The sequence below is a fragment of the Roseibium denhamense genome (genome assembly GCF_009711415.1).
In the GTDB taxonomy this organism is placed as follows: domain Bacteria; phylum Pseudomonadota; class Alphaproteobacteria; order Rhizobiales; family Stappiaceae; genus Roseibium; species Roseibium denhamense.
In genome coordinates this window covers 82,839-104,363 of sequence record NZ_SMLZ01000114.1, presented here as the reverse complement: position 1 = coordinate 104,363, position 21,525 = coordinate 82,839, and the positions used below count along the sequence as shown (strand labels likewise).

Sequence of the window (21,525 nt, the reverse complement as noted above, 5' to 3'; positions counted from 1 at the left end):
GAGTGTAAGCGTGAAGAGATATTTAGCCGTGTTCGGCCTGATTGGCCTGTTATATGCCCCGGCAGCGGCCATTGCGGCCGATTTGAAGCTCGTGGTTCTGGGGGACAGTCTATCCGCCGGATATCAGCTTGCCGCCGGTGAGGGGTTTCCCGAGCAGCTGCAGCGTGCGCTCGATGAGCGGGGGCATTCGGTCGAGGTCGTGAATGCAGGCGTCTCCGGGGATACAACATCCGGCGGTTTATCGAGGCTGGACTGGTCGGTCGGTCCGGATGCGGATGCGGTGATCGTCGAGCTTGGCGCAAATGATGCGCTGCGCGGGTTGCCGCCGGAAACCACCCGGAGCAATCTCACGGAAATCACCAAACGGCTGAACGAACGCGGGGTCGAAGTCTTGATTGCCGGTATGCTGGCGCCACGCAATCTTGGCGCCGATTACGCTGAAGCCTTTGATCCTATTTACGGCGATGTGGCAGGCGAGTTCGGTGCACTTTACTATCCGTTCTTTCTGGACGGTGTTGCCCTTGACCCGGATTTGAACCTTGCGGACGGTATTCACCCGAACGCAGACGGTGTGGCGGTCATCGTTGATAGGATATTGCCGACCGTGGAAGCCCTGCTGGACAAAGCCAAATCATCCTGACGGGTCGCTCCGGCAACCTGCTTTAGCTACCGATAAAAATAAGGAATGCCTGATGGAACAGCGCCGTCTTGGCCGCACAGACGTGCATGTGAGCGCCCTCTGCCTTGGTACCATGACCTTTGGAGAACAGAACTCCGAGGCGGAAGGTCATGCGCAAATGGACTATGCCCTGGACAAAGGCATCAATTTTTTCGATGCCGCCGAACTTTATCCGATCCCTCCGAAAAAAGAGACGCAAGGCCGGACAGAGAGGATTATCGGGGCGTGGTTCAAAAAAACCGGGAACCGGGACAAAGTGGTCATGGCAACCAAGGTGGTTGGCCGGACCGTGATGGATTGGTTCCGTGAAAACGGCAAGACCGGTGAATTGTCCCGGGACCAGATCGAGTTCGCGGTTGACCGGAGCCTTAAGAATCTGGAGACCGATTACATCGACCTTTATCAGATTCACTGGCCGGACAGAGCCGTCTCCGGGTTTGGATCAAATCCGACCCGGTGGTCTGATGTTGATCCGGTTGCCGGTGAAAACAGCATTGAATCAACGCTCGAGATACTTGCAGACCTGGTCAAGGCTGGGAAGATTCGACACATCGGTATCTCAAACGAGAGTGCTTGGGGGACGATGCGGTTCGTGGCTGCGTCAGAGCGTTTGAATTTACCGCGTATTGTTTCGATCCAGAATGCCTATTCGCTTGTAAACAGGACCTTTGAAACGGGCCTTGCCGAAGTGGCCCGGCGCGAAGATGTCGGCTTGCTTGCGTATTCGGTTCTTGCTCAAGGCTATCTGACCGGCAAATACAGAGACGGCGCATTGCCAGCCGGGTCCCGGAAGACCTTGTTTGACCGGCTTCAGAGATACGAACACCCAAGAACGCTTCAGGCGGTCAATGCTTATGTTGATCTTGCCAAAGAGGCGGGGCTCGATCCATCGCAAATGGCCATCGCGCATGCCATGTCACGCAGTTTCATGACGTCGGTCATTCTCGGTGCAACACGCATGGAGCAGTTGGAAACCGATATCGGTGCAGCGGATATTACCTTGAGCCCGGATCTTTTGGACAAGATCGATGCCCTGCACCAGGAGTTCGGCAACCCGGCGCCTTAGAGTTTCTCCACTAAGTTTCTGAATATTTTTGCCTTTTTGAGAATCACTAACGTGATATGGGCTGGCTGCGGGTTTTCCTGTGGCCGGCCGTTCTTGTTTGAAATTGAAAATCTACAGTGAACTTAATGGCTTAGAGAATTGTCTTGCGATTTTCACACAGTTGATTCCTGATGGAAATGTCAGCGACAAGCGGAGGGTTACTCCATGCCGCGCCTTTTTACAGGCCTTGAGATCCCGTCACAGACGGCGCTCATGCTTTCGATGCTTCGGGGAGGCCTTCGGGGCGCCCGCTGGATTGATACGGAAAACTACCACATCACCTTACGTTTTATTGGCGATATCGATGACCGGACAGCATATGAAGTTGCTGCCGGGCTTGACCGGATCCGCCGGGAGCCGGTGGAAATACGGTTGAACGGGCTCGGGTCTTTCGGCAACGGCAAGCCCCATGCGGTTTGGGCCCGTGTTGACCCGACGGCGCAACTGGCAGAACTGCAGGCTGAGCAAGAGCGCATCATACAACGTTTGAAACTTGCGCCGGAACGCCGGAAATATGTGCCTCATGTGACCTTGGCCCGCTGCAAGACCTCAAGCAATGAGGATGTCGCCAAGTGGTTGAGCGAGCGCGGCAACTTTCAGGCACCGCCATTTATCGCGGGCCGGTTTGTGCTGTTTTCGTCGCGCTCGAGTATCGGTGGCGGACCCTATCTCGTGGAAGAGGCCTACCCCCTTGCCGCCTAGCAACCTTGGTGCGCCGTTTGGCGATCCGGTCTGTTGGATCGGATTTCGGTTGCCAAGTAGCTTATCCGGCTAACAAATATATACCGAAAATTGTGCAGTAAATAATTGCACTATTTTGTTGATTATTCACGTGTGGAAACAATGTATTTCCTGCATTTACTTCCTTAGCGTAAATTTTTCTTAAGGGCCTTGCCTCATATCTGTGACATGCCTTCGCCCGGGCGTGGGCGACTACATGGGTGGTATGAGAAAGCTATGAAATTCATCTCCGATCTAAGGATCTCGGCGCGTGTTGGCGGTTTGTCCGCAATCGCAGTTATCGCAATTACAGTCCTTCTTGGCACGTCGTATTACACGCAGCGGATCGTTTCCTCCGAAATCGAAAATCTCGCCGAATACTCGCAGATGGACTTCAAGGTGTCGCAGGTTCAAGCCCATGCGCAAAACATGCAAACGGCTCAAAAAGAGTTTCTGCTGACATCGGATGCGGGCACGATCGAGACGTACAACACGGAATATAACGAGGCGCTTTCAAATCTCGAGGACGTCGCTGCAAAGCCGCAATCCGCGCCGGTTTCTGCAGAGATTGAAGCGCTGCGGGGCATTCTTGGATCGCATAAAGCCCAGTTCGACGTTCTTACCAGCCACCAGGTCGCGATGGGTGTCGATGAAAACAGCGGACTGAAAGGCCAGCTGAGGTCAGCAGTCCATGAGGTTGAGGAGAAGCTCAAGGCCGCCAATCTTGATGCTCTTACAGTGAAGATGTTGATGATGCGCCGCCATGAGAAAGACTTCATGTTGCGCGGCGACGACAAGTACATCGGGCGGATCGATGACCGCCGCGCTGAATTTGCAGACTTGCTGGCAACAACGGACATGCCGGAGGCGGACAAGATGGAAATCTCTGCGCTTCTGGATACTTATCAGTCTTCCTTTGGCGAGTTCGCGCAAAAATCAAAGGAAATCGTCGCGACCCGGGACGCGATCAACGAGACATATACCCAGATTGCGCCGGCATGGTCGGCCCTGTCCGAAGCTGCCTATCTCGGCAAGCAGGCTGCGAGTGCTGCGCTTGCGACCGCTGAAAAGTCGTCCCAACGTATGAGCCTCACCGTGTCCGGGATCTCCCTTGTCCTCGCGATAGGGATCGGCTGGCTGATTGGCCGGTCTATCACTCGGCCGATCAATGATCTCACCGCAACCATGCGGGACTTGTCGGGCGGTAACACTGATGTGGATGTTCATTACACAGACCGGAAAAATGAAATCGGTTCGATTGCCCGTGCTGTGGAAGTGTTCCGCTCCAATCTGCTCAGAACGGCAGAGCTTGAAGCTGAGCAAAAGGACTTGGCTGCGCGGTCCGAGGCGGAAAAGCGTGCGATGATGGATAATCTGGCCAATCAATTCGATTCGACGGTCGGTGCCATTGTTCAGCGCGTTTCCGCCGCAGCGGCGAGCCTTGACCAGAACGCCATGACACTCTCCAGAGTGTCTCAGAGCACCAGTGAGCGTGCCGAAAACGCTGCCTCGGCCTCTTCCCAGACGACGCACAACGTCGAGGTAGTCGCGGCCGCGACCGAGGAAATGACAGCTTCGATCAGTGAGATCAATCAACAGGTCATACGGGCCTCGGAATCTTCGAAAAATGCGGCCAAGGACGTTGCCCAGACGGCCGACCAGATGGACAGCCTTGCGTCCATGGCAGACCGGATCGGTGAAGTTATCTCGATGATTTCCGACATTGCCGAGCAAACCAATCTTCTGGCGCTTAATGCGACCATCGAATCCGCGCGAGCCGGTGAAGCCGGGAAGGGATTTGCGGTTGTTGCAAGTGAAGTGAAGGCGCTGGCAAACGAGACGGCGAAAGCCACCGAGAGCATCTCCCAGCTTGTGACGGAAATTCAATCCGAGACAAAAACCGCGGTAGGCTCGATTGGCAAGATCGGAGAAGTGATCCGCGATCTCGAACAGTCATCCTCGGCTATTGCTGCCGCAATGGAAGAGCAAGGCGCAACAACGCAAAGTGTTGCCGAAAACGTGGCCCAGGCGGCAAGCGGTACGCGCGATGTGTCCGATACGATCCAGATTGTGAAGGACGGTTCGGTTGAGTCCAGCGGCGCGACCCGTGAAGTCCAGGGGAGCATTAATGACTTGTCGCAGCAGTCTGAACTGCTGCGTGAGGAAGTGGCGCGGTTCCTGGATCAAATCCGGGCGGCCTAGAGTAATTCCCTCCCGGACAAAAACGTGGCTCCTGTCGGCTAGGGAAAAATTGGCCTCGATTTGAAAGTGTCAGAACATCGCTGGGATATCCAGCTAAACGTCTGATGCACCAGATCACCAACTCATAAGTGACCTAGGCTGGCTGGAGCAAACGGGCGTAGACGTCCAGCGTTCGCGCGCACATGACATTGACGGAAAAGTTCTGGCGGACATGAGCAAGCGCCCGGTCCTTCAGTTTTTTTTGAGCGTCAAGATCAAGGGCAAGCACCCGCCGGATGGCATCGGCCAAGGCTTCCGGTTCGCCCGGCGGTACCCGCCAGCCGGTCCGTTCCTGTTCGTCGGTATCCGGCGGAGCAAGAACCGTTTCAGGAACAGCGCCGAGATCAGATACAATGACAGGAACACGTGCTGCCTGTGCTTCTACAGCGGCCCTGCCAAAGGCTTCCGGTTCGACGGAAGCGACAACCGAGATGTCGGAGAGCGCTAGGGCGGCGGGCACATCGGAGCAATGCCCGACAAGGCGAACAGCATGTTGCAAGCCATGATCTGCGATCAATGCCTTGAGATCCGCAAGGTATCCCTCCCGTCCCTGGGCATCACCTGCGAGGATCGCGATAGGTGAGCTGGTGCAGGTATCCTTGAGCAGTGCCATGGCCTCGATGAGGACCTTCTGGCCCTTCCAGGCCGTGAGACGGGCCATGTTGAGGATGATCGGATGCCCGTTCGGGATACCCCAGCTGTCCTTAAGGGCCTGCTGGCGCAGACGGCTGACATTGTCCGGGTCAAGTGCTTTCAGATCAGACCCGCGCTGAATCACGGTGATCCGCTGTGCCGCGAAGGGATGCCGCTCGCGGATCAGCCTGGCGATGAAATGAGAGTTGGCGATCACCTGATCCCCGCGCGCCATGACCGAGTTATACAGGCCTTTGAGCGCGTTCTTCTGGTTATAGGTACCGTGATAGGTGGTAACGAAGGGCACTTTCGCGTGCCGTGCCGCCATGAGGGCCGACCAGGCTGGAGCGCGGCTCCGGGCATGAACCAGGGTCACTTTCCGGCGCGCGATCAGCTCAATCAGACTTCCCCGGTTTTTCCAAAGTGTCACGGGGTTTTTGGATTTCAGCGGTAACGTGATGTGTTCGGCGCCGACGGCTTCAAGCTCGGCGACCATTTGCCCACCCTGACTTGCCACAACCGCGACGCCACCAGCGTCCGTGATTGCCCTGGCTACATCGACAGTGGTCCGTTCGGCGCCGCCCGAGTTGAGATCCGGGATCACCTGCAAAATGGTGGTGGCGGGTGGCAAAGCGGCCAAGGCGGACCTCCAAGCGGGGTTTTCAAAATCGGAGTGGTGTGTCAAACGGGCGCCGGACACGGGATAACAACACGGAAGCCATAATATGGGTGGGCAGGAACCGCAATTCATCCGGGCCGGAAAATCCGGTTGTGAGCGCGATATCGCGGTTTTGGAAGAGGCGGGGCGTGGTCCGGCCTTCTTGTGGCTGTCCGGTTTCAAATCCGTCATGACCGGGTCCAAAGCGCAGGCGCTGGCGGCGTTTGGCAAAAAGGAAGTGCGCGCTGTCATAAGGTTCGACTATTCGGGGCATGGGCAGTCTGGAGGAGCTTTCGAAGACGCTTGTGTCTCCGATTGGCTGGAAGAAGCGGAAGCTGTCTTCGATCGCTTCTGCCCGCAAGGAGCCGTGCTGGTCGGGTCCTCCATGGGCGGGTGGATCGCACTGCTGCTTGCTCTCAGCCGCAAGGCAAGCAACCGGGTCAAAGGCCTTGTGCTGATCGCTCCGGCTGTTGACTTCACAGAAGAGCTTATGTGGAAACAACGCTTTACGGACGAGATCCGTGAGACGATTCTAAGGGATGGCCGCTGGGCTCAGCCCTCGGAATACAGCGATGATCCGTATGTCATCACACGCAGGCTCATCGAGGATGGCCGTCAGCATTTGCTGTTTCAGAAACCGCTGCATCTGGGAATTCCCGTCGCTATTCTCCAAGGCGCTCTCGACCCGGATGTGCCGGTCGAGCATGCGCAGCGCCTTGTGCAGCATCTGCCCCTAGACGATGTCACCTTGTCTCTTGTTCCGGACGGTGACCACCGGTTGTCCCGCCCCGAGGATATTGATCTGCTGACGCGTTCGCTCGCGTCAATGATCTCTGCTGTCGATATTTAAAGTCTGCGGACGCGAGCGCGAAGGATACTTGACCGGACGAACTTATTGGCCGCGAATGACTTCTTTTTCGCAATCCAGAAGATGGATCGTCATCTCTGTATAAAGGCTAAATTCGCTCACTTTCGAAGCCCGTCCGCGCAGAAACATCTCAATGTCATTGGCCGCATAGTTTGAAGCTTCAGCCTTTCGGAGAAAACAGCTGCAGCGGGGAGGGTCCATGTTGCTTTTGCTCTCGCAAAGTGCCGTGTGCTGCGATGGTCCGGAGGAGGTGGTGCCGACGGTGTCCGGCTGGGTACAGGTTCGGCGTAAGTTGTCAAGTGTTGAGAGCGCTTCTGCGGAGAGCTTTTCGTTTTGCCCGCCATAATAAAAAGACAGATCCACATTGGAGAGCCTGGTTTCGAAGGACTTGCTGAAAATACAACTGCACTGGTCTGCGGTTAGTTCAAGTTGTCGCTGACACAGGTCGCTCATCCGGGCCCATCTATTGTCAGAGGCTGAAAGTGGTTCGTTTGCAAATGCCGGTCCGAATGGAAACAGGATCAGGACCACCAAAACCCGAATTGTTGATATCACCGTCACTTCTCCTAACCGGGACTGTTTGCAAGAAAGGTAAGCCCAAAAGTCTTTACGGGACATGATTGCCGGGATCGTTATACCAATCGCAAGAAACACGGTCAGATCGTGTCTTGTTTGTTGAGGTTGGTATTAGACCGGCAGTGTCGCTTTTCCTTGCTTCTGCACCCGGTACCAGGCCCAAAAAAGCCTTGCAGCAATGCCCCGGTAAGGGGACCAGTCAGCGGCAATGCCATCAAGTGTTTTCGGGTCCGCCCGTTCCGGGAGCTTCAAGGCGTCCTTGACCGCAGTCTGCAGGGCGAGGTCGCCGCTCGGGAAAACATCCGGATGACCGGCGCAAAACAGAAGAAAGATGTCGGCAGTCCATCGTCCGATACCTTTGATTTTGCACAGCTCCGCATGGGCGGTATCAGCGGGCGCTGTTGCCAGCGCAGTCAGATCCAGACCGTTTGCGCAAGCCTCTGCAACGGCCCGGAGTGTGCGGATTTTCGGGCGTGACAGGCCTGCTTGGGCCAGACTTTCATCGGAGTGGGCAGCCAAAGTCTGAGGCGTCATGGGCTGAACACGCTCCTTTAGGCGCGAAAAGATTGCAGATGCGCTCGCAACGGATACCTGTTGCCCGGTGATGATGTGGGTGAGACCCTCGAAGTCGGCAGCGCGCCGCCGGAGCGGAAGGGGGCCGGCGGCACGGGCAATGTCCGACAGACGCGGGTCTAGCTTCAAGAGGCTGGTAAGGCCCGTTTTTACGTCGTCTTCTGTGGTAATCGGGGTCATATGGCGTCCATCGTGCCGTTGAGCCTTGTGCTCGACTTGCGGAATGATACCAAGATCGGCGTTTGGATTGGGTCTGATGATTCGGTCCTGTACCTTAAAACACTGTCCGTCAACCAAGGATGCCGGTCTTTGCAATGACAGCGCCCGTTTTCCGTTTTGCGCCATCGCCAAATGGGCATCTCCATCTCGGGCACGCGCTGTCGGCGCTCTTGAACGTCCGCGCGTCCGTTGCCTTGAGCGGTCAGTTCCTGCTTCGCATCGAAGATATCGACCAGACTCGGTGCACTCCCGTTTTGGAAGCGGACATGATCGAGGACCTGGACTGGCTCGGGGTTCCGATTGATGGCCCGGTTATCCGGCAATCGGAGTGTTTTCCGCATTACCGGGCGGCTTTGGAACGGCTGCAGGATCTTGGCCTCGTCTATCCGGCCTACCTGACCCGCGCTGAAATCAAACGCTTCGTGAGCGACTATGAAGCCGGCGGCCAGATCTGGCCCCGTGATCCGGATGGGGCGCCCCGATATCCCGGCGATGCAGCTGTCCTGTCACCTGACGACCTCAAAGAGCGGTCCAGCAGCGATGCTGCCTTTGCCTTGCGGCTGGATATGACAAGGGCGCTTGCTCTTGTCGGAAGCGACCTCACCTGGAATGAATACGGGTCCGAAGGGCCAGATTTGTTCGCCGCCCCTTATGCCCAAACAGCCAACGCCGACGCATGGGGAGACGTCATCCTCGCACGCAAGGACACTCCGGCCAGTTATCACCTGGCCGTTGTCGTGGACGACGCACGTCAAGGCGTAACGGACGTGCTCAGAGGCAAGGATCTTTTTGAGGCGACCAGCGTTCACCGTGTTCTGCAACAGCTGCTCGGGCTACCGCAGCCCCGCTATCGTCACCATCGGCTCATACTGGCGGAAGACGGTCGGAAGCTTTCAAAATGCAATCAGGATACGAGTTTGCGGGCTCTTCGCAGCGCCGGTCTCGGCCATAGCGGTTTGCGCCGCCTGTTGGGTCTTTAACTCGTTCGGGGTTATGTCAAGTGTCAGACCCCGAGCCACAAATCCAGCAGCCAGACCCATAAGCTCGTCGTTAAGATCGCACACAACGTTGTTGCGGTGATCGCGTTAGCAGACATGGCGTGGCCAGTGCCGTATCTGTTGGCGAAGATGTATGCATTGATCCCGGTGGGACAAGCAGCGGTGAGCGTGGCGACCGCGATCCAGAGCGGCGGCAGCTGAAACAGGAAGTATCCAGCGGAAAAGACGACGGCCGGCATAAAGAAGATTTTCAAACCGCTCAGTATTAAACCTGGAAGAACGTTGCCGCGCACCCCATACTGTACCAGGCTCATCCCCAGCGACAGAAGGGCGAGCGGCAGGGCCGTCGCGCCGATCCGGTTCAGCACGTCCTGTCCAATCGTGGGGATGCTCCAGCCGGTCATACGCCAGATGAATGCGGCAACGATCGTGAGCACCAAGGGGTTCTTGACGAGGCTTTGCGCCGCGCCCGCGACCATTTTCAATACCGGTGGGCTCTGATCATTCCGGTCCACCGCAGCTGCCCGCTCCATGACAATTGCCATCAAAACCGTCATCAAGGCGAGGTGAACAGAGATAATTAGAAGGAGGGGAACCAGCCCTTCATCGCCGTAGACGGCTCCGATCAAGGGGAGGCCGACCATGATCGTATTGGCAAAGGAGGCCGAGATCCCGCCGATGGCACCGGCTCGCGCATCGCGCCCAAAGCCTTTGCGGATAATTACATTGCCGATAAACCACGTCGCAAAGATGCCAAGGAAGTAGGTTGCCCACAGAGCCCAGGGAAGGCCTCCTGTAAGATCAGCATTGATCAGGGTCCGGAAAATGAGAACCGGAATGGCGATGATGTAAACAAAATCGCCAAGTGCCGAGGCAATAGACTGGTCGAGAACCCCTATGCGCGCCAGACTATACCCAATACCAATGAGCAGGAAGACAGGGGCAACGATCGTAAGAGTGTTCGCAAACATGTCCGGGTCCGGTCAGGTTCTGACGGCGGGAAAGAAAGCTCTGGAGGGAGCCGCGTGCGGATGCAACGAAAAGGCGCAAAGATAGACAGCGCCCGCCCTTCGAGGTAAGCACGGCTAAGGTTACAGTGGCTTGTCTGTTTTGAGCTTGCAAGTGCTGTTGACCGTAAAACAGGTGGGAAGGGCTTTGCCGTATGGCGGATCAGAACGAGGACAGCGTCAAGTTGGCGCTACTAGCTCACGATCTGCGAACCCCTCTGGCGGCCATGCGGCTCACTGCAGAATTGATTGAACGCAGTCCGCTCACCGACACTCAAAAAGACCAGATCTCCATTCTCATCAAATCCATCGATGCGCTCACCCATATGACCGGGGAGCTCATTCAGACCGCCAGTCCGGCCGCTGACCCGCAGCCGGCAGAGTGCAGAGTTGCGGCGATTTTGGGGGAATGTACCGATCTTTTCGCCGTTTCGGCGAAGGCCAAGGGCTTGCGCCTCATCCTCGACCTGGCTGAGGGGGCCAAAAGAGCAACGACGACCTTTGAAGCGAATCTGCGCCGCGTCGTGATGACCCTGCTGGACAATGCCATCAAGTACACCGGAAGCGGAACGGTCATTGTTTCCGCCGACCTGCGGACGGGAGGCGGGGTAGCAAATGGCTCCGAGCCGCAGCTAGATCAGCAGTGGATTTGCGTCAGCGTTACCGACAAAGGGCCTGGCATTACCAGCGATGAACAGGGGCAGCTCTTCCAGCCCTTTGCCAGGGGAGAGCACGGTCTTGCAACGGCGCCGGGGTCTGGGCTGGGTTTGTGGGGGGCTGCGGAGTTGACCCACGAGATGGGTGGCCAGCTGGAATTACGGCAGCCGGATGATGGTGGCAGCCGATTTGAGATCCATATTCCAGTCGGTCTGCTATCGGATGATGCGGCAGACGTGCCTGAGCGGAATGGAGAAGCTGGTCGGGAGCCCCCGGAACAATTGCCGTGTCATGTTCTGATCGTTGACGACAATGAGACCAATTGCAGGCTTTTATCCGCGTTGCTGGAATCTTTCGGCGCCACCGCGGACACTGCCCGCTCTGGGGAACAAGCCATTGGACTGGTGCGGGCGGGAGACTACGACGCGGTTTTCCTCGACCTTCATATGCCAGGTATGAGCGGACTGGAAACCGCCGAGGAGCTGCGTACGTTCAAGTCAGCTGATGATCTGCCGCTTGTTGCTGTCACGGCTGCTCTTGAAACCGTTGGCGACCAGCGTCTCAAGAAAGTCGGGTTTCAGGACGTTCTGGCGAAACCTCTTTCGCCAAGTCTGTTATATGACACGCTCTCAGGCTTTCGCCGGGGACGGTCCTGATCATTTTTTGCCCGGACCGGCAAGCTTTGCGGCTGCGGCGATTGAATCTTCTAGGCGGTCGTTGCCCCAAAACAGATCGCCGTCAGAAGCAACAAAGCTCGGCGCGCCGAAAATTCCGCGTTTCTCGGCCTCAGTGACACATGTCCTGAGCCCTGCCTTCGTTTCCGGTGCTTCGGCTCTTGCCATCATGTCCTTCGCAGGGGCTCCCGCTTCCATGAGAAGTGCGGACAAGAGAGCGGGATCGCTGATGTCTTCCCCCTGGCCAAACTCGGCCATGAAAACACTCCGCACAAACTGTCCGATCCAGGGAGAAGCCTGTCCGGCAAAGGCGAGGCGGGCGGCCAAAAGACTGTTTTGGGGAAAGGGGACGGGCATTCTCAACGGAAGCCCGTATTTTTCGCATTCCCGTTCCATGTCCCGCCACATGTAAAGGCCCTTTGCGGGATAAAGATTAAAGGGGGACGTAGACCAGCCGTGCTTTTTAAAGATCGGGCCGAGCAGGAACGGCCGCCATGCGACCGTTAGCCCGGCGTCTTGGGCAAGCGTCTCAATCCGCATTGCCGAAAGATAACTATAGGTCGAGGCAAATTCGAACCAGAATTCCAGGACAGGCCCACTTTGTCTCTGGGATTGCTGCTCAATTTCACCTTGTAGTATTTCGGTCGAGCCATTCATGGAAAAACCATCTTGTCGGAATCGTCACCGGAAACGTTCATTTCTCAACCTCTGCATGACCGGAAATGATTGGAACGGTTCACCGGATACGCTAAAGAGCAGCCATGAAAAACACTGCTCAACATCAACCTAGCCAGAAGCCATTCCTGCGCAAGACCGTGACGTGGTGCACGGCGCATCCGATGGTTGCTGTCGTCCTCTATATCACTGTGGTCTCGGGCTTTTTTCTGATTTTTCCAGCTGTTGACCTCTGGGCGAGCAGTTTTTTCTATTTTGATGGGTCGGGCTTTGCGGCACAAAATATGCCATTCCTCCAAAAAGTGAGGCATCTCGGTCCCTTCCTGGTCAAATCAATCGCACTTGCATGCGTTGCCATTCTGCTCTTGAAACTCCTCCTTCCTGGACTGCCTCCGATTTTACCCTTAAGGCAACCCTTGTTTTTGCTCAGCACACTGATCTTAGGCCCTGGTATCGTGGTGAATGCGATCCTGAAAGACAACTGGGGGCGGCCCCGGCCGCGATCGGTCGAAGAGTTTGGCGGTGATCTGCCGTTTCAGCCGGTCTGGAAAATTACAGATCATTGCGACAGGAACTGCTCATTTGTCTCAGGCGAAGCATCAGCCGGGATGTGGCTGATTGCAGTTGTATTTCTTGTGCCGCAAACCTGGCGCAAGGCTGTCTTGGCGTTTGTCCTGCCCTTGTGTCTTATCCTTTCGGTAAACCGGGTCGCATTTGGCGGGCACTTCCTGTCCGATACCCTGATTTCCTGGGGTGTGACATTGCTTGTGATCCTGGCTGTTTACCATCTCTTGTTCAAACGGGTGCCGCCTCTCGTGACGGATCAACGGCTGGACCAGTGGTTTACGGTGAACGGACGCCGCCTGTACGCACTTGTCCAGGCAATTGGAGCCGGCATGAAACGCGGGCATCGCCGGATTGTTCAGGTTTTTTCAGCGCACTGATCTGCTCCCTAACAGATCGGGTTCTTTAAAGTGCGCGTACTCTGGCAGCCTCTGCGCACCCAAATTCAATTGGGTTCGTCAGCCATAGCTCTGAAGTCCCTATTCTCACACAGCGAGCGTTGAACCCCGTGGGACCCATCTTATTCGTTTGGAGTTGCATCCGGATTTTTTCGGCGTGGGCGCGTGCGTTTCAAGATGCGGGCGAACCGCAAGGGCGATCGATCTTCAACCCATGTGAACGCGCCATTTAGATAAGGCGTGGACCGGCGCCTGTTACGCAGCAACCGTGCAGCCTTGCGGCTTGTTGCTATGACCACCACCAGCCCAAGAGCCATCAGTGGCACACCGGTCGGAATGGGCAGCCAAACGGTCAGAAGGCCGAGCAAAATCATCAGGGCTGCAACCGACCACCATAGGACTTTCATGTGAGCGCCATATGATAGATTGTTTCGTCCGAACCAATACCGCATGCCAGGATACGGATTTATGAACGCCGGACATGGCTTGGCACTTATTTCTTTCAGAGACGGCCACTTTCGATGGCGCGCACAAGCTTGTGGCAGCCGTTCTCAATCATCCGGTAGACTGTTTCGAAGCCATCACCGCCACCATAATAGGGGTCCGGCACGTCTTGATCCGGTTCCGTGAGCAACAGCCGGATCCGCGGGCCTTCAGACGGGTTGCGCGCGTGAAGTGTTGCGAGATTGTCCCGGTCCATCGCCACGATCAGATCAAAACGTGAAAAGTCTGCGGGCTTAATCTGTCTTGCACGCTGCTGGCTGATGTCGATGCCATAGCGTGCTGCGACAGCTATTGAGCGCCGGTCTGGTGGATTGCCTTGATGCCAGGCACCTGTCCCCGCGGAATCGATCTCAAAGCGTTGGTTGGGCGCTATCTGGTTTGAAACCGAACCGAAAATTCCCTCAGCGAGCGGTGAGCGGCAGATATTGCCAAGGCATACAAAAAGAATAGATGTCGTCATTAAGCACGATCCGGGGGCTGGGAGTGGTTCAAATGCAAGGTTCTTCTGCGACGACCTCTTCCTGCCGTTAGAGTGTCATTCAACCGGAGTATCAGATGATCACCGGAAAACCTACGGGGAGCTGGATATGGTAGAACGATTAAAGCCGGAAGACCGGGCTGCTGGACTTTCCCAGCTGACGGAATGGCATCTTTGCTCCGGGCGGGAAGCCATTCAGAAGTCGTTCAAGTTTCAGGATTTCACGGAGGCCTTCGCCTTCATGACGCGGGTGGCCCTCATCGCTGAAAAAATGGATCACCATCCCGAATGGTCCAATGTCTACCGAACGGTGGACATCACGCTTGCGACCCATGATGTCGGCGGTATTAGTGTCTTGGATCTCAAGCTGGCTGCTGAGATTGACCGGATTGCGCAGCACCGTTAACCCTTTTAGCCAAGGCTTTCTCTTTAGCTGGCGGTACTTCCCTTGCGGATCCGGAAGGCGTGTCCGGCTTCCGTTCTTTCCGCCGCTTCAAGGGCATGACCGTTCTCATTACAAAAATGCGGAATGTCGATTTCTGCCATTGGGTCCGTGGTGAGTACGACCAGTTCGTCACCTGCCTTCAGCGCAGTCAATGCCTTGCGGGTCTTCAGGACCGGGAGCGGGCATTTCAACCCCTTCAGATCGAGTGTGGTTGCTGTCACGGTCTTATCCATCTGCCGGCAGATTGTTGCAAAATGTCTGTAGCAAGTTCGAAGCGACCGTTAAAGTGTGGTCGGTCAGATTTCACTTGCAGTTTGGTCGCGGCTGCCAGCGCCTTTGGGGACGTTAGTCGTAGCGAACCATTAATTTTGGCTGCCCGGTTTGGTGCTTAAGTATTCCTTAAGCTGCGAACAGTTGAATGTAGGGCAAGGTTTCTCGAGGTTGCCCGTGGGTGCTTTTTATAATCTTCTGATGGTCATCATGATTACGGTAGCAGCCCCCGCTGGTGCGGCGATGGCGAATCCGCCTACCGGAATCAAGCTCGTCACCCAGAACTTTGCTCCGCTTCAGTTTGAGCAGGATGGCGAGTCGGCCGGCTATGTCACGGATACGTTGCTTGAGGTCATCAAGCGGGTCAATGAAACCTACCCGCTGGAAATTGAAAGCTATGACTTTCTCCCTTGGAAGCGAGCTATGTTGATCGCTGAAAGCGAACCGAATGTGCTGTTTTTCTCACTTTCGCGGACACCTGCGCGCGAAGAGCGGTTTCACTGGCTTGGTGAGGTTTCGCCATATGGCCAAAACTTCTATCAGTTGAAAGGGCGTCCAAAGATCGAAGCAGAGTCCGTTGCGGATCTTCTGAAACAGGATGTGCGGATCGGTATTCAGGATGGTGGTAGCCATATCTCGTATCTGCGGAAGCTAGACCCATCCGTCGATGAAAAGCTTGTTCTAATCACCGATTTTCGCCAGGGGATCGACATGCTTTTTCTGGAGCGGATCGATCTTTTGCCGTTAACGCGTTTTCTGGCGAAGGGGGCGGTTTGCGGTCAGGGCCACAACGGTGATGACATTGAGCCGGTGGTCTACATTGATGCTCTGGCAAGTCCGCTTTGGGCTGTCTTCTCGAAGGGGACCGATGATGCCTTGGTTGATGCCTTTAAAACGGAATTGGCAGCGTTGGCCGAGGAAGGTTTTACAGATCGGCGCTTCCGGTATCATGTCGAGGCATGGCAACAAAATGCCTGCGCCGAGCCAGGGTTATTGGTTAAATCCGCGGAGCGTTGATCTAGACAAAGCTGCTGCGCCCCGGTACGGCTAAAGGCAAAGCTGCTTGTTTGATAGTGCAATAAAGTTCTGCCTTATCACAAGTTTATGCCGGAACCTGCGATGACTGACTTCAATGTAACGCCCGTCGACATTCTCGATTTCTGGTGGGAGGCAGGCGCTGGAAAATGGTTTGCGAAGAATGACAAGTTTGACCAGTCCTGCCGGACAAAATTCCTGAAAGTGATCGAGGCTGCGAAGTCAGGAGAGCTGGATCATTGGCAGGCTACGGCCGATGGTGCGCTTGCGTTGCTGCTTTTCCTGGATCAAATGCCCCGAAATGTTTTCCGTGGCTCAGCTAAGGCGTTCGAGTCGGATGAGAAAGCTGTGGCGATTGCCGAGCATGCCGTGGAAAAGGGTTTTGACCGGGCCTATCCGAAGGAAGTACGGGTGTTTTTCTACCTGCCGTTCGAACATGCAGAAGACATGGCGCTTCAGGAGCGCTCTGTTGATCTCAACCGCACTCTCGGCAATCAGGACTTCTATTTTTACGCCCTTCTTCATCTTGATGTTATCCGCCGGTTCGGACGGTTCCCGCACCGTAATGCTGTCCTGGGCCGCAGCTCGACGCCGGCGGAAGAATCCTATCTGGCAAGCGGCGGCTTTTCCGCATAGGTCCAGCGGGCGATAAACCGGCAACGAGTTGCCGCCCAAGGCCGATCAAGTGTGGAGTAGCCGGGCATATTTTAGCATTTCTGCCAAAGACCTAGTGCCTTAGCGGGCCGCTGCGGTCCAGTTGTGTGACGTGCTCAGCCCCTGGATTAGGACTGTCACCAGTGCAGGCGACAGCCTCTGCCGTATTTTTGTGCGGCTGTGAGGGGATGTCTGATTTTGACTGAAAATCCATCATATACTGATCGATTGCTTATTATTTAAGCAGTTCTTCTGCCTGAAAATCCATCATCCAGCTGGCTATTCCCACGCGTGATTCAAAGTCGCCACGCTTGAGATCCGCAGAATATGGCCGGAAAACGGCAGCAGATCGCAAGTTGGCACGGTCCTTGATTAGCAATGCCGGACGTCGGATCGGCATCCGCTGCATTGCGGGCGCATCAGACCTGAGAAGATCCTTCCAGAGGGGACGCAACCAGGCGCTCAACGATCCGGTTGGCCGAGCTTCTTCGCCGGGAAGAGGCGCGAACAAGGGGAATGGAACGAGCAATGAAAATAGTGATGGCCATCATCAAGCCGTTCAAGCTCGACGAGGTGCGTGATGCATTGACCAGCATCGGCATCCAGGGGCTCACGGTCACTGAAGTTAAAGGCTATGGCCGCCAGAAGGGGCACACCGAGATCTACCGCGGCACCGAGTATGCCGTCAGTTTCCTGCCGAAACTGAAGATCGAGGTCGCTGTGGACGGCGCGTCTGTCGACAAGGTTGTCGAAGTGATCTCCGGCGCCGCCAAAACCGGCCAGATCGGTGACGGGAAAATCTTCGTGTACTCGATCGATCAGGTCGTGCGCATTCGTACCGGCGAAACCGACGCCGAAGCTCTGTGATTTTAGGTAAGGAAACGGAACTCATGAAAAAACTTGTCGCTAAGGGCGCGACGTCGCTGGCCTTGCTGAGCCTCTCGGCTTTGCCGGTGCTCGCACAAGATGCCGAAGCTGCTCCGGCCGTGTCTCCGGAAGTCGCCTATATCTTCAACACGCTGCTGTTCCTGATCGGTGGTTTCCTGGTCATGTGGATGGCCGCCGGTTTTGCCATGCTGGAAGCCGGGCTTGTCCGCTCCAAAAACGTCTCCATGCAGTGCCTGAAAAATATCTCGCTGTACTCAATTGCAGGCCTGATGTTCTGGATCACCGGCTACAATCTTATGTATACCGGCGTCGACGGCGGCTTCATGGGGTCCTTCGGCCCGTATTCGTTTGACGCGGTTGGGGGTGATGCTCTCGATACCGGTTATTCGACCGCTTCCGATTGGTTCTTCCAGATGGTGTTCGTTGCAACAGCTGCATCGATCGTGTCCGGCACTGTTGCCGAGCGTATCAAATTGTGGCCGTTCCTGATCTTTGTCGTAGTTCTGACCGGTTTCATCTATCCGATTGCAGGCTCATGGCAGTGGGGCGCCGGCTGGTTGTCCGAAATGGGCTTCTCCGACTTCGCCGGTTCTACCCTCGTTCACTCTGTCGGTGGCTGGGCCGCGCTCACAGGTGCGATCATTCTTGGTGCGCGTAAAGGCAAATACGGCGCCGATGGTGCTGTGCATCCGATGCCGGGTTCTTCCATGCCGCTTGCAACCCTTGGCACGTTTATTCTGTGGCTCGGCTGGTTCGGCTTTAACGGTGCTTCCCAGCTGGCAATGGGCTCAATCGGCGATGTCTCCGACATCTCCCGCATCTTCGCCAACACCAACCTTGCTGCTGCTGCCGGCGTTGTTGCAGCGATTGTCCTGACTCAGGTCATGTACAAGAAAGTCGATGTCACCATGGCTTTGAACGGTGCCTTGGCCGGTCTCGTGTCCATCACCGCTGAGCCGCTGGCTCCAAGCGTTTGGCAGACCGTGTTTATTGGTGCAGTTGGTGGTGCAATCGTTGTCTTCACCGTGCCGCTTCTGGACAAGCTGAAAATCGACGATGTTGTCGGCGCTATCCCGGTTCACCTGATTGCCGGTATCTGGGGCACGCTCATCGTGCCGCTGTCCAACGACGGTGCATCCTGGGGAATCCAGATCACGGGTATCGTTGCCTATGGTGTCTTCACTGTGTTGGCATCCGCAATCGTCTGGTTCATCCTGAAAGCCGCCATGGGCATCCGGGTTTCCGACGAGGAAGAAGCACTTGGTCTCGACAAGGTCGAGGTTGGTGTCGAAGCCTATCCGGAATTCGGAACAGGTTCCCAGCGCATGTAATTCCTGGCCGGGCAGGCTCACAGCCGGTCCGGCTGGACACACTATCTCCCAGGCGGTCTATTGGCTCAGACCGCAAACTTGAACCCCGGGCTCGTCCCGGGGTTTTTTTCTTGTTGATTGGAAACCAGGCGGCCTGCCGGTTCTCTGGAAACGCTCCTACACAATCAGAAGGCCTGCCAGATCGTCGTGACTGCCGACAACTTTATGTGCACCCGCCGCCGTTAACTGCTCCGCATGACCGTTGTGGCTATGGCCGCCGCCGACAAAACCCCAAACTGTCATGCCGGCTGCGCGTCCTGCCTTCACACCATTGGCACTGTCTTCGATTACAAGACAGCGTTCGGGGGCTGCTCCGAGTTGTCCGGCCACAAACAGGAAAAGGTCTGGTGCGGGTTTGCCGTTTTCGACTTGCTGCCCTGAATAGATGTGTGGTTCGAAATAGGGATAAAGCCCAGTATGCTGAAGCTTGTGGATCAGCCGGTGCAAGCGGGAGGAAGAGGCCACCGCTCTCGGACCATGATGCGCCTCAAGCAGCTGTTTGATACCTCTTATCTCCTCAAGGTCCTGTTCAATGCGGGCAAGTGTTGCCGCGTCTAGATCCGGTCCGAAGGTTTCCGGCAGCGGCCCTTTGCCGAGTGCCTGATAATCGGCGTCAAGCGCTGCCCAGAAGTCTGTGCTCCCCAGGCCCTGAAACCGTTCCATGTATTCGCGCAACTCATAAGCCAGGCCAATGCGGGCAAGGTGCTCCCGTTCCACCTCAACATATAGTCTTTCCGAATCGACCAGAACGCCGTCGCAATCAAACAGGATTGCCTCAAACTTCATCGGAGTTGCCTTTTAATGTGAGCCATCGAAGAGACCTTTAACCACCTGTCTTTGAAACAAGATGACAAGTAAGGCTGGTGGAAGGATTGCCAAGACCGCCAGCATGACCCCGTTGAGGCTGCTGCTGCCGAAAAACTGCATGCCGCGCACCAGGGTATAGGTGCTCTCATGCGATGTGACCATGACGGGCCACAGGTACTGGTTCCATCCGGTTACGAACAGAACAAGAAACAGGGCTGCTGCAGTTGGAAGGGACAAGGGCAGCAAGATATCCGTGAAAAACCTTACCGGGCCCGCGCCATCGAGCCGCGCGGATTCCAAAAGCGTGTCCGGCACGGTCAGGAGGAATTGACGAAAGAAAAGGGTCCCAAGTCCAGACGCGGCCAAAGGTAGGATCAAGCCTGCCCGGGTGTTGACGAGCCCAAGATCCGCAACAATTCCGTACGTTGCCAAAAACCGGGATTCCAGTGGCAGCATTAAAGTGACCAGCAAGACCCAGAATATGGCTGTAGAAAACGGTACCCGGAAATAAATCAGGGCGTAGGACGCCAAAAGAGATATGCCCGTCTTGAGCGCGGCAAACGCTGCGCCAAGCGCGAAGGAATTCCAAATCATTGCAACAACGGTCACGTCGCCGGAAAAACCGAACCGCGATGTCAGGAATCCCGCGAAGTTTTCAAGGCCGTTTGGTCCAATGTCGAGCCGCGGCATGATTGGTGTGCCGGGGGCGTGTGTGGCAGCTGCAAACAGCGCGTAGACCGGCAGGCCCATGAAAACAGCGCCTCCGATCAAGATGAAATGATCAAAAATCCGATGAGAGACACGGCGTGCCGGAAACATAACGGACCCTTTAAGGACAAAGATCTTAGATAACAACGATGCCTGAATGCTTGGCCTTGTGTTCCGGCTCTACGTGAATGGTGATTTTCGCCCCATCAACATCGTCCCGGATCGCTTCTTCGATCCGGTCGCAGATGTCGTGAGCATCCTCAACCGGCATGCTTCCCGGTACGACGAGATGAAAGTCGATGAACGTGACTTTACCGGCGATCCGTGTGCGCAGGTCATGGGCTTCCAATGCGCCTTCACCATGTTCGGAAATCAAAACACGTATCTTTTCAAGAACTTCCGCTGAGGCTGCTTCATCCATCAAGCCGCCGATGGATTCTTTCATTAGGCCCCAACCGGACCAGAGCACCGCAACACCGACCAGAGCGGCAAGCAGCGGATCAAGGAGCGTCCAGCCGGTCAGGAGAACAAGAACAACACCAAGCAGCACACCTGCGGACGTGATGACATCCGTGAAGAGATGCTTGCCATCCGCGATCAGGGCCGGTGAGCGGGCCGTTCGGCCAAACCGGATCAGGTAAGCTGCCCAAAAGCCATTGATGAGCCCGGCAGCTGCGTTCATGGCGATGCCTTCGAGCGCATAGTCAGGCCCATTCGGGTTGGTGAAGCCCTCCCATGCCGCCCGGAAGATCGCAAGTGCCGCAAGGACGACCATCACGCCAACCAGAACAGCTGCGAAATACTCCGCCTTATCATGTCCGTAGGGGTGATTGCTGTCGGCAGGTTTGGCCGCGAACCAGACTGCCGCAAGGGTGGCGATTGAGGAAACGATATTGACCAGGGTTTCCAGAGCATCTGAGAAAAGTGCAGCCGACCCGGTAAACCAGTAGGCGCCCAGTTTCAGACCAAAAACCAATACGCCAACCGCTATGCTGGCAGCGGCAATCCGAAGCCGGAGACTCATGCGGTCGTTCCCTTGACAACACCGAGGCCCGCCAAAGCGGGCCGGGGCAAGGGGTATCAGTTTCTGGATCTAAAACAACCCTTTCTGGAGAAGCGTT

24 protein-coding genes are annotated in these 21,525 nt (G+C 56.0%); 13 read left to right on the top strand and 11 right to left on the bottom strand.

The annotated features are described in order from the left end of the window. Positions 1–10: 10 nt before the first annotated feature. From E1180_RS18020 to E1180_RS18005, 4 genes are all read left to right on the top strand, one after another. Positions 11–640 (top strand): arylesterase, encoded by a 630-nt coding sequence (locus E1180_RS18020; RefSeq protein ID WP_283404574.1) that lies wholly within the window; start codon positions 11–13, stop codon positions 638–640. Between the two features lie 52 nt (positions 641–692). Beyond that, positions 693–1,745, top strand: a complete 1,053-nt coding sequence (locus E1180_RS18015; RefSeq protein WP_155193307.1) for an NADP(H)-dependent aldo-keto reductase — start codon at positions 693–695, stop codon at positions 1,743–1,745. 204 nt (positions 1,746–1,949) lie between these two features. Further along, entirely contained in the window at positions 1,950–2,486 is a 537-nt protein-coding gene (gene thpR / locus E1180_RS18010; protein WP_155193305.1) for an RNA 2',3'-cyclic phosphodiesterase, read from the top strand. A 255-nt stretch (positions 2,487–2,741) separates the two neighbouring features. Beyond that, positions 2,742–4,706 carry a methyl-accepting chemotaxis protein gene (locus E1180_RS18005; RefSeq protein WP_155193303.1) on the top strand — a complete coding sequence of 655 codons (1,965 nt, stop codon included), beginning with the start codon at positions 2,742–2,744 and terminating at the stop codon, positions 4,704–4,706. A gap of 133 nt (positions 4,707–4,839) precedes the next feature. Here E1180_RS18005 and E1180_RS18000 read toward each other — a convergent pair whose 3' ends face one another. Next, positions 4,840–6,018: a glycosyltransferase family 4 protein gene (locus tag E1180_RS18000; protein ID WP_244314111.1), complete on the bottom strand. Its 1,179-nt coding sequence runs from the start codon at positions 6,016–6,018 to the stop codon at positions 4,840–4,842. 85 nt (positions 6,019–6,103) lie between these two features. Here E1180_RS18000 and E1180_RS17995 point away from each other — a divergent pair, with 85 nt between their 5' ends. Then, on the top strand, positions 6,104–6,886 hold the full coding sequence (locus E1180_RS17995; RefSeq protein ID WP_155193300.1) for an alpha/beta hydrolase: 783 nt from the start codon (positions 6,104–6,106) through the stop codon (positions 6,884–6,886). Between the two features lie 42 nt (positions 6,887–6,928). Here the strand turns inward: E1180_RS17995 and E1180_RS17990 are convergent, their stop codons facing one another. Both E1180_RS17990 and E1180_RS17985 read right to left on the bottom strand, forming a co-directional pair. After that, positions 6,929–7,558 carry a hypothetical protein gene (locus E1180_RS17990; protein ID WP_196220639.1) on the bottom strand — a complete coding sequence of 210 codons (630 nt, stop codon included), beginning with the start codon at positions 7,556–7,558 and terminating at the stop codon, positions 6,929–6,931. A 33-nt stretch (positions 7,559–7,591) separates the two neighbouring features. Then, on the bottom strand, positions 7,592–8,233 hold the full coding sequence (locus tag E1180_RS17985; RefSeq protein ID WP_155193297.1) for a DNA-3-methyladenine glycosylase family protein: 642 nt from the start codon (positions 8,231–8,233) through the stop codon (positions 7,592–7,594). A gap of 134 nt (positions 8,234–8,367) precedes the next feature. Here E1180_RS17985 and gluQRS point away from each other — a divergent pair, with 134 nt between their 5' ends. Beyond that, a complete protein-coding gene (gene gluQRS / locus E1180_RS17980; RefSeq protein ID WP_155193295.1) occupies positions 8,368–9,252 on the top strand; it encodes a tRNA glutamyl-Q(34) synthetase GluQRS in 885 nt (294 codons plus the stop codon). 23 nt (positions 9,253–9,275) lie between these two features. Here gluQRS and E1180_RS17975 read toward each other — a convergent pair whose 3' ends face one another. Further along, complete coding sequence (locus tag E1180_RS17975; RefSeq protein WP_155193293.1) at positions 9,276–10,241, bottom strand: AEC family transporter; 966 nt, start codon at positions 10,239–10,241, stop codon at positions 9,276–9,278. A 191-nt stretch (positions 10,242–10,432) separates the two neighbouring features. On the opposite strand from E1180_RS17975, the gene E1180_RS17970 reads away from it, so the two are divergent. Further along, positions 10,433–11,590, top strand: coding sequence for a hybrid sensor histidine kinase/response regulator (locus tag E1180_RS17970; RefSeq protein WP_155193291.1), 1,158 nt, complete (start codon positions 10,433–10,435; stop codon positions 11,588–11,590). On the opposite strand, the gene E1180_RS17965 is transcribed toward E1180_RS17970, so the two are convergent. Further along, positions 11,591–12,265 (bottom strand): 2-hydroxychromene-2-carboxylate isomerase, encoded by a 675-nt coding sequence (locus tag E1180_RS17965; protein WP_155193288.1) that lies wholly within the window; start codon positions 12,263–12,265, stop codon positions 11,591–11,593. 104 nt (positions 12,266–12,369) lie between these two features. On the opposite strand from E1180_RS17965, the gene E1180_RS17960 reads away from it, so the two are divergent. Beyond that, positions 12,370–13,227, top strand: a complete 858-nt coding sequence (locus tag E1180_RS17960; RefSeq protein ID WP_208997223.1) for a phosphatase PAP2 family protein — start codon at positions 12,370–12,372, stop codon at positions 13,225–13,227. Positions 13,228–13,367: 140 nt separating this feature from the next. Here the strand turns inward: E1180_RS17960 and E1180_RS17955 are convergent, their stop codons facing one another. Next, positions 13,368–13,652 (bottom strand): hypothetical protein, encoded by a 285-nt coding sequence (locus E1180_RS17955; RefSeq protein WP_155193286.1) that lies wholly within the window; start codon positions 13,650–13,652, stop codon positions 13,368–13,370. Positions 13,653–13,747: 95 nt separating this feature from the next. Then, positions 13,748–14,209, bottom strand: coding sequence for a low molecular weight protein-tyrosine-phosphatase (locus tag E1180_RS17950; RefSeq protein WP_155193283.1), 462 nt, complete (start codon positions 14,207–14,209; stop codon positions 13,748–13,750). A gap of 127 nt (positions 14,210–14,336) precedes the next feature. Between E1180_RS17950 and E1180_RS17945 the strand changes: the two genes are divergently transcribed. Beyond that, positions 14,337–14,633 carry a 4a-hydroxytetrahydrobiopterin dehydratase gene (locus tag E1180_RS17945; RefSeq protein ID WP_155193281.1) on the top strand — a complete coding sequence of 99 codons (297 nt, stop codon included), beginning with the start codon at positions 14,337–14,339 and terminating at the stop codon, positions 14,631–14,633. 23 nt (positions 14,634–14,656) lie between these two features. Here E1180_RS17945 and E1180_RS17940 read toward each other — a convergent pair whose 3' ends face one another. Then, positions 14,657–14,893 carry a sulfurtransferase TusA family protein gene (locus E1180_RS17940; RefSeq protein ID WP_283404573.1) on the bottom strand — a complete coding sequence of 79 codons (237 nt, stop codon included), beginning with the start codon at positions 14,891–14,893 and terminating at the stop codon, positions 14,657–14,659. A gap of 250 nt (positions 14,894–15,143) precedes the next feature. Here E1180_RS17940 and E1180_RS17935 point away from each other — a divergent pair, with 250 nt between their 5' ends. The 4 genes from E1180_RS17935 to E1180_RS17920 all read left to right on the top strand — a co-directional run bounded on the left by E1180_RS17935 (position 15,144) and on the right by E1180_RS17920 (position 18,850). Next, on the top strand, positions 15,144–15,959 hold the full coding sequence (locus E1180_RS17935; protein ID WP_155193276.1) for a substrate-binding periplasmic protein: 816 nt from the start codon (positions 15,144–15,146) through the stop codon (positions 15,957–15,959). A 102-nt stretch (positions 15,960–16,061) separates the two neighbouring features. Further along, on the top strand, positions 16,062–16,613 hold the full coding sequence (locus E1180_RS17930; RefSeq protein WP_155193274.1) for a DUF924 family protein: 552 nt from the start codon (positions 16,062–16,064) through the stop codon (positions 16,611–16,613). 546 nt (positions 16,614–17,159) lie between these two features. Beyond that, complete coding sequence (locus tag E1180_RS17925; RefSeq protein WP_155193272.1) at positions 17,160–17,498, top strand: P-II family nitrogen regulator; 339 nt, start codon at positions 17,160–17,162, stop codon at positions 17,496–17,498. A 23-nt stretch (positions 17,499–17,521) separates the two neighbouring features. Next, positions 17,522–18,850 carry an ammonium transporter gene (locus E1180_RS17920; RefSeq protein WP_155193269.1) on the top strand — a complete coding sequence of 443 codons (1,329 nt, stop codon included), beginning with the start codon at positions 17,522–17,524 and terminating at the stop codon, positions 18,848–18,850. A 156-nt stretch (positions 18,851–19,006) separates the two neighbouring features. Here the strand turns inward: E1180_RS17920 and E1180_RS17915 are convergent, their stop codons facing one another. The 3 genes from E1180_RS17915 to E1180_RS17905 are packed head-to-tail and all read right to left on the bottom strand — an operon-like array spanning position 19,007 to position 21,428. Then, the gene (locus E1180_RS17915) at positions 19,007–19,675 is read right to left on the bottom strand and encodes an HAD family hydrolase (RefSeq protein ID WP_155193267.1); all 669 of its coding nucleotides are present in this window, start codon (positions 19,673–19,675) and stop codon (positions 19,007–19,009) included. Positions 19,676–19,687: 12 nt separating this feature from the next. Beyond that, positions 19,688–20,515 carry an ABC transporter permease subunit gene (locus tag E1180_RS17910; RefSeq protein WP_155193265.1) on the bottom strand — a complete coding sequence of 276 codons (828 nt, stop codon included), beginning with the start codon at positions 20,513–20,515 and terminating at the stop codon, positions 19,688–19,690. A gap of 25 nt (positions 20,516–20,540) precedes the next feature. After that, positions 20,541–21,428, bottom strand: coding sequence for a cation diffusion facilitator family transporter (locus E1180_RS17905; protein ID WP_155193263.1), 888 nt, complete (start codon positions 21,426–21,428; stop codon positions 20,541–20,543). Between the last annotated feature and the right edge of the window lie 97 nt (positions 21,429–21,525).

Bases quoted from the DNA above. Each gene is read 5' to 3' on its own strand.
- E1180_RS18015 (WP_155193307.1), top strand. From the start codon at position 693: ATGGAACAGCGCCGTCTTGGCCGCACAGACGTGCATGTGAGCGCCCTC.
- thpR (WP_155193305.1), top strand. From the start codon at position 1,950: ATGCCGCGCCTTTTTACAGGCCTTGAGATCCCGTCACAGACGGCGCTC.
- E1180_RS18005 (WP_155193303.1), top strand. From the start codon at position 2,742: ATGAAATTCATCTCCGATCTAAGGATCTCGGCGCGTGTTGGCGGTTTG.
- E1180_RS17995 (WP_155193300.1), top strand. From the start codon at position 6,104: ATGGGTGGGCAGGAACCGCAATTCATCCGGGCCGGAAAATCCGGTTGT.
- E1180_RS17985 (WP_155193297.1), bottom strand. From the start codon at position 8,233: ATGACCCCGATTACCACAGAAGACGACGTAAAAACGGGCCTTACCAGC.
- gluQRS (WP_155193295.1), top strand. From the start codon at position 8,368: ATGACAGCGCCCGTTTTCCGTTTTGCGCCATCGCCAAATGGGCATCTC.
- E1180_RS17975 (WP_155193293.1), bottom strand. From the start codon at position 10,241: ATGTTTGCGAACACTCTTACGATCGTTGCCCCTGTCTTCCTGCTCATT.
- E1180_RS17970 (WP_155193291.1), top strand. From the start codon at position 10,433: ATGGCGGATCAGAACGAGGACAGCGTCAAGTTGGCGCTACTAGCTCAC.
- E1180_RS17965 (WP_155193288.1), bottom strand. From the start codon at position 12,265: ATGAATGGCTCGACCGAAATACTACAAGGTGAAATTGAGCAGCAATCC.
- E1180_RS17960 (WP_208997223.1), top strand. From the start codon at position 12,370: ATGAAAAACACTGCTCAACATCAACCTAGCCAGAAGCCATTCCTGCGC.
- E1180_RS17955 (WP_155193286.1), bottom strand. From the start codon at position 13,652: ATGAAAGTCCTATGGTGGTCGGTTGCAGCCCTGATGATTTTGCTCGGC.
- E1180_RS17950 (WP_155193283.1), bottom strand. From the start codon at position 14,209: ATGACGACATCTATTCTTTTTGTATGCCTTGGCAATATCTGCCGCTCA.
- E1180_RS17945 (WP_155193281.1), top strand. From the start codon at position 14,337: ATGGTAGAACGATTAAAGCCGGAAGACCGGGCTGCTGGACTTTCCCAG.
- E1180_RS17935 (WP_155193276.1), top strand. From the start codon at position 15,144: ATGGTCATCATGATTACGGTAGCAGCCCCCGCTGGTGCGGCGATGGCG.
- E1180_RS17930 (WP_155193274.1), top strand. From the start codon at position 16,062: ATGACTGACTTCAATGTAACGCCCGTCGACATTCTCGATTTCTGGTGG.
- E1180_RS17925 (WP_155193272.1), top strand. From the start codon at position 17,160: ATGAAAATAGTGATGGCCATCATCAAGCCGTTCAAGCTCGACGAGGTG.
- E1180_RS17920 (WP_155193269.1), top strand. From the start codon at position 17,522: ATGAAAAAACTTGTCGCTAAGGGCGCGACGTCGCTGGCCTTGCTGAGC.
- E1180_RS17915 (WP_155193267.1), bottom strand. From the start codon at position 19,675: ATGAAGTTTGAGGCAATCCTGTTTGATTGCGACGGCGTTCTGGTCGAT.
- E1180_RS17910 (WP_155193265.1), bottom strand. From the start codon at position 20,515: ATGTTTCCGGCACGCCGTGTCTCTCATCGGATTTTTGATCATTTCATC.
- E1180_RS17905 (WP_155193263.1), bottom strand. From the start codon at position 21,428: ATGAGTCTCCGGCTTCGGATTGCCGCTGCCAGCATAGCGGTTGGCGTA.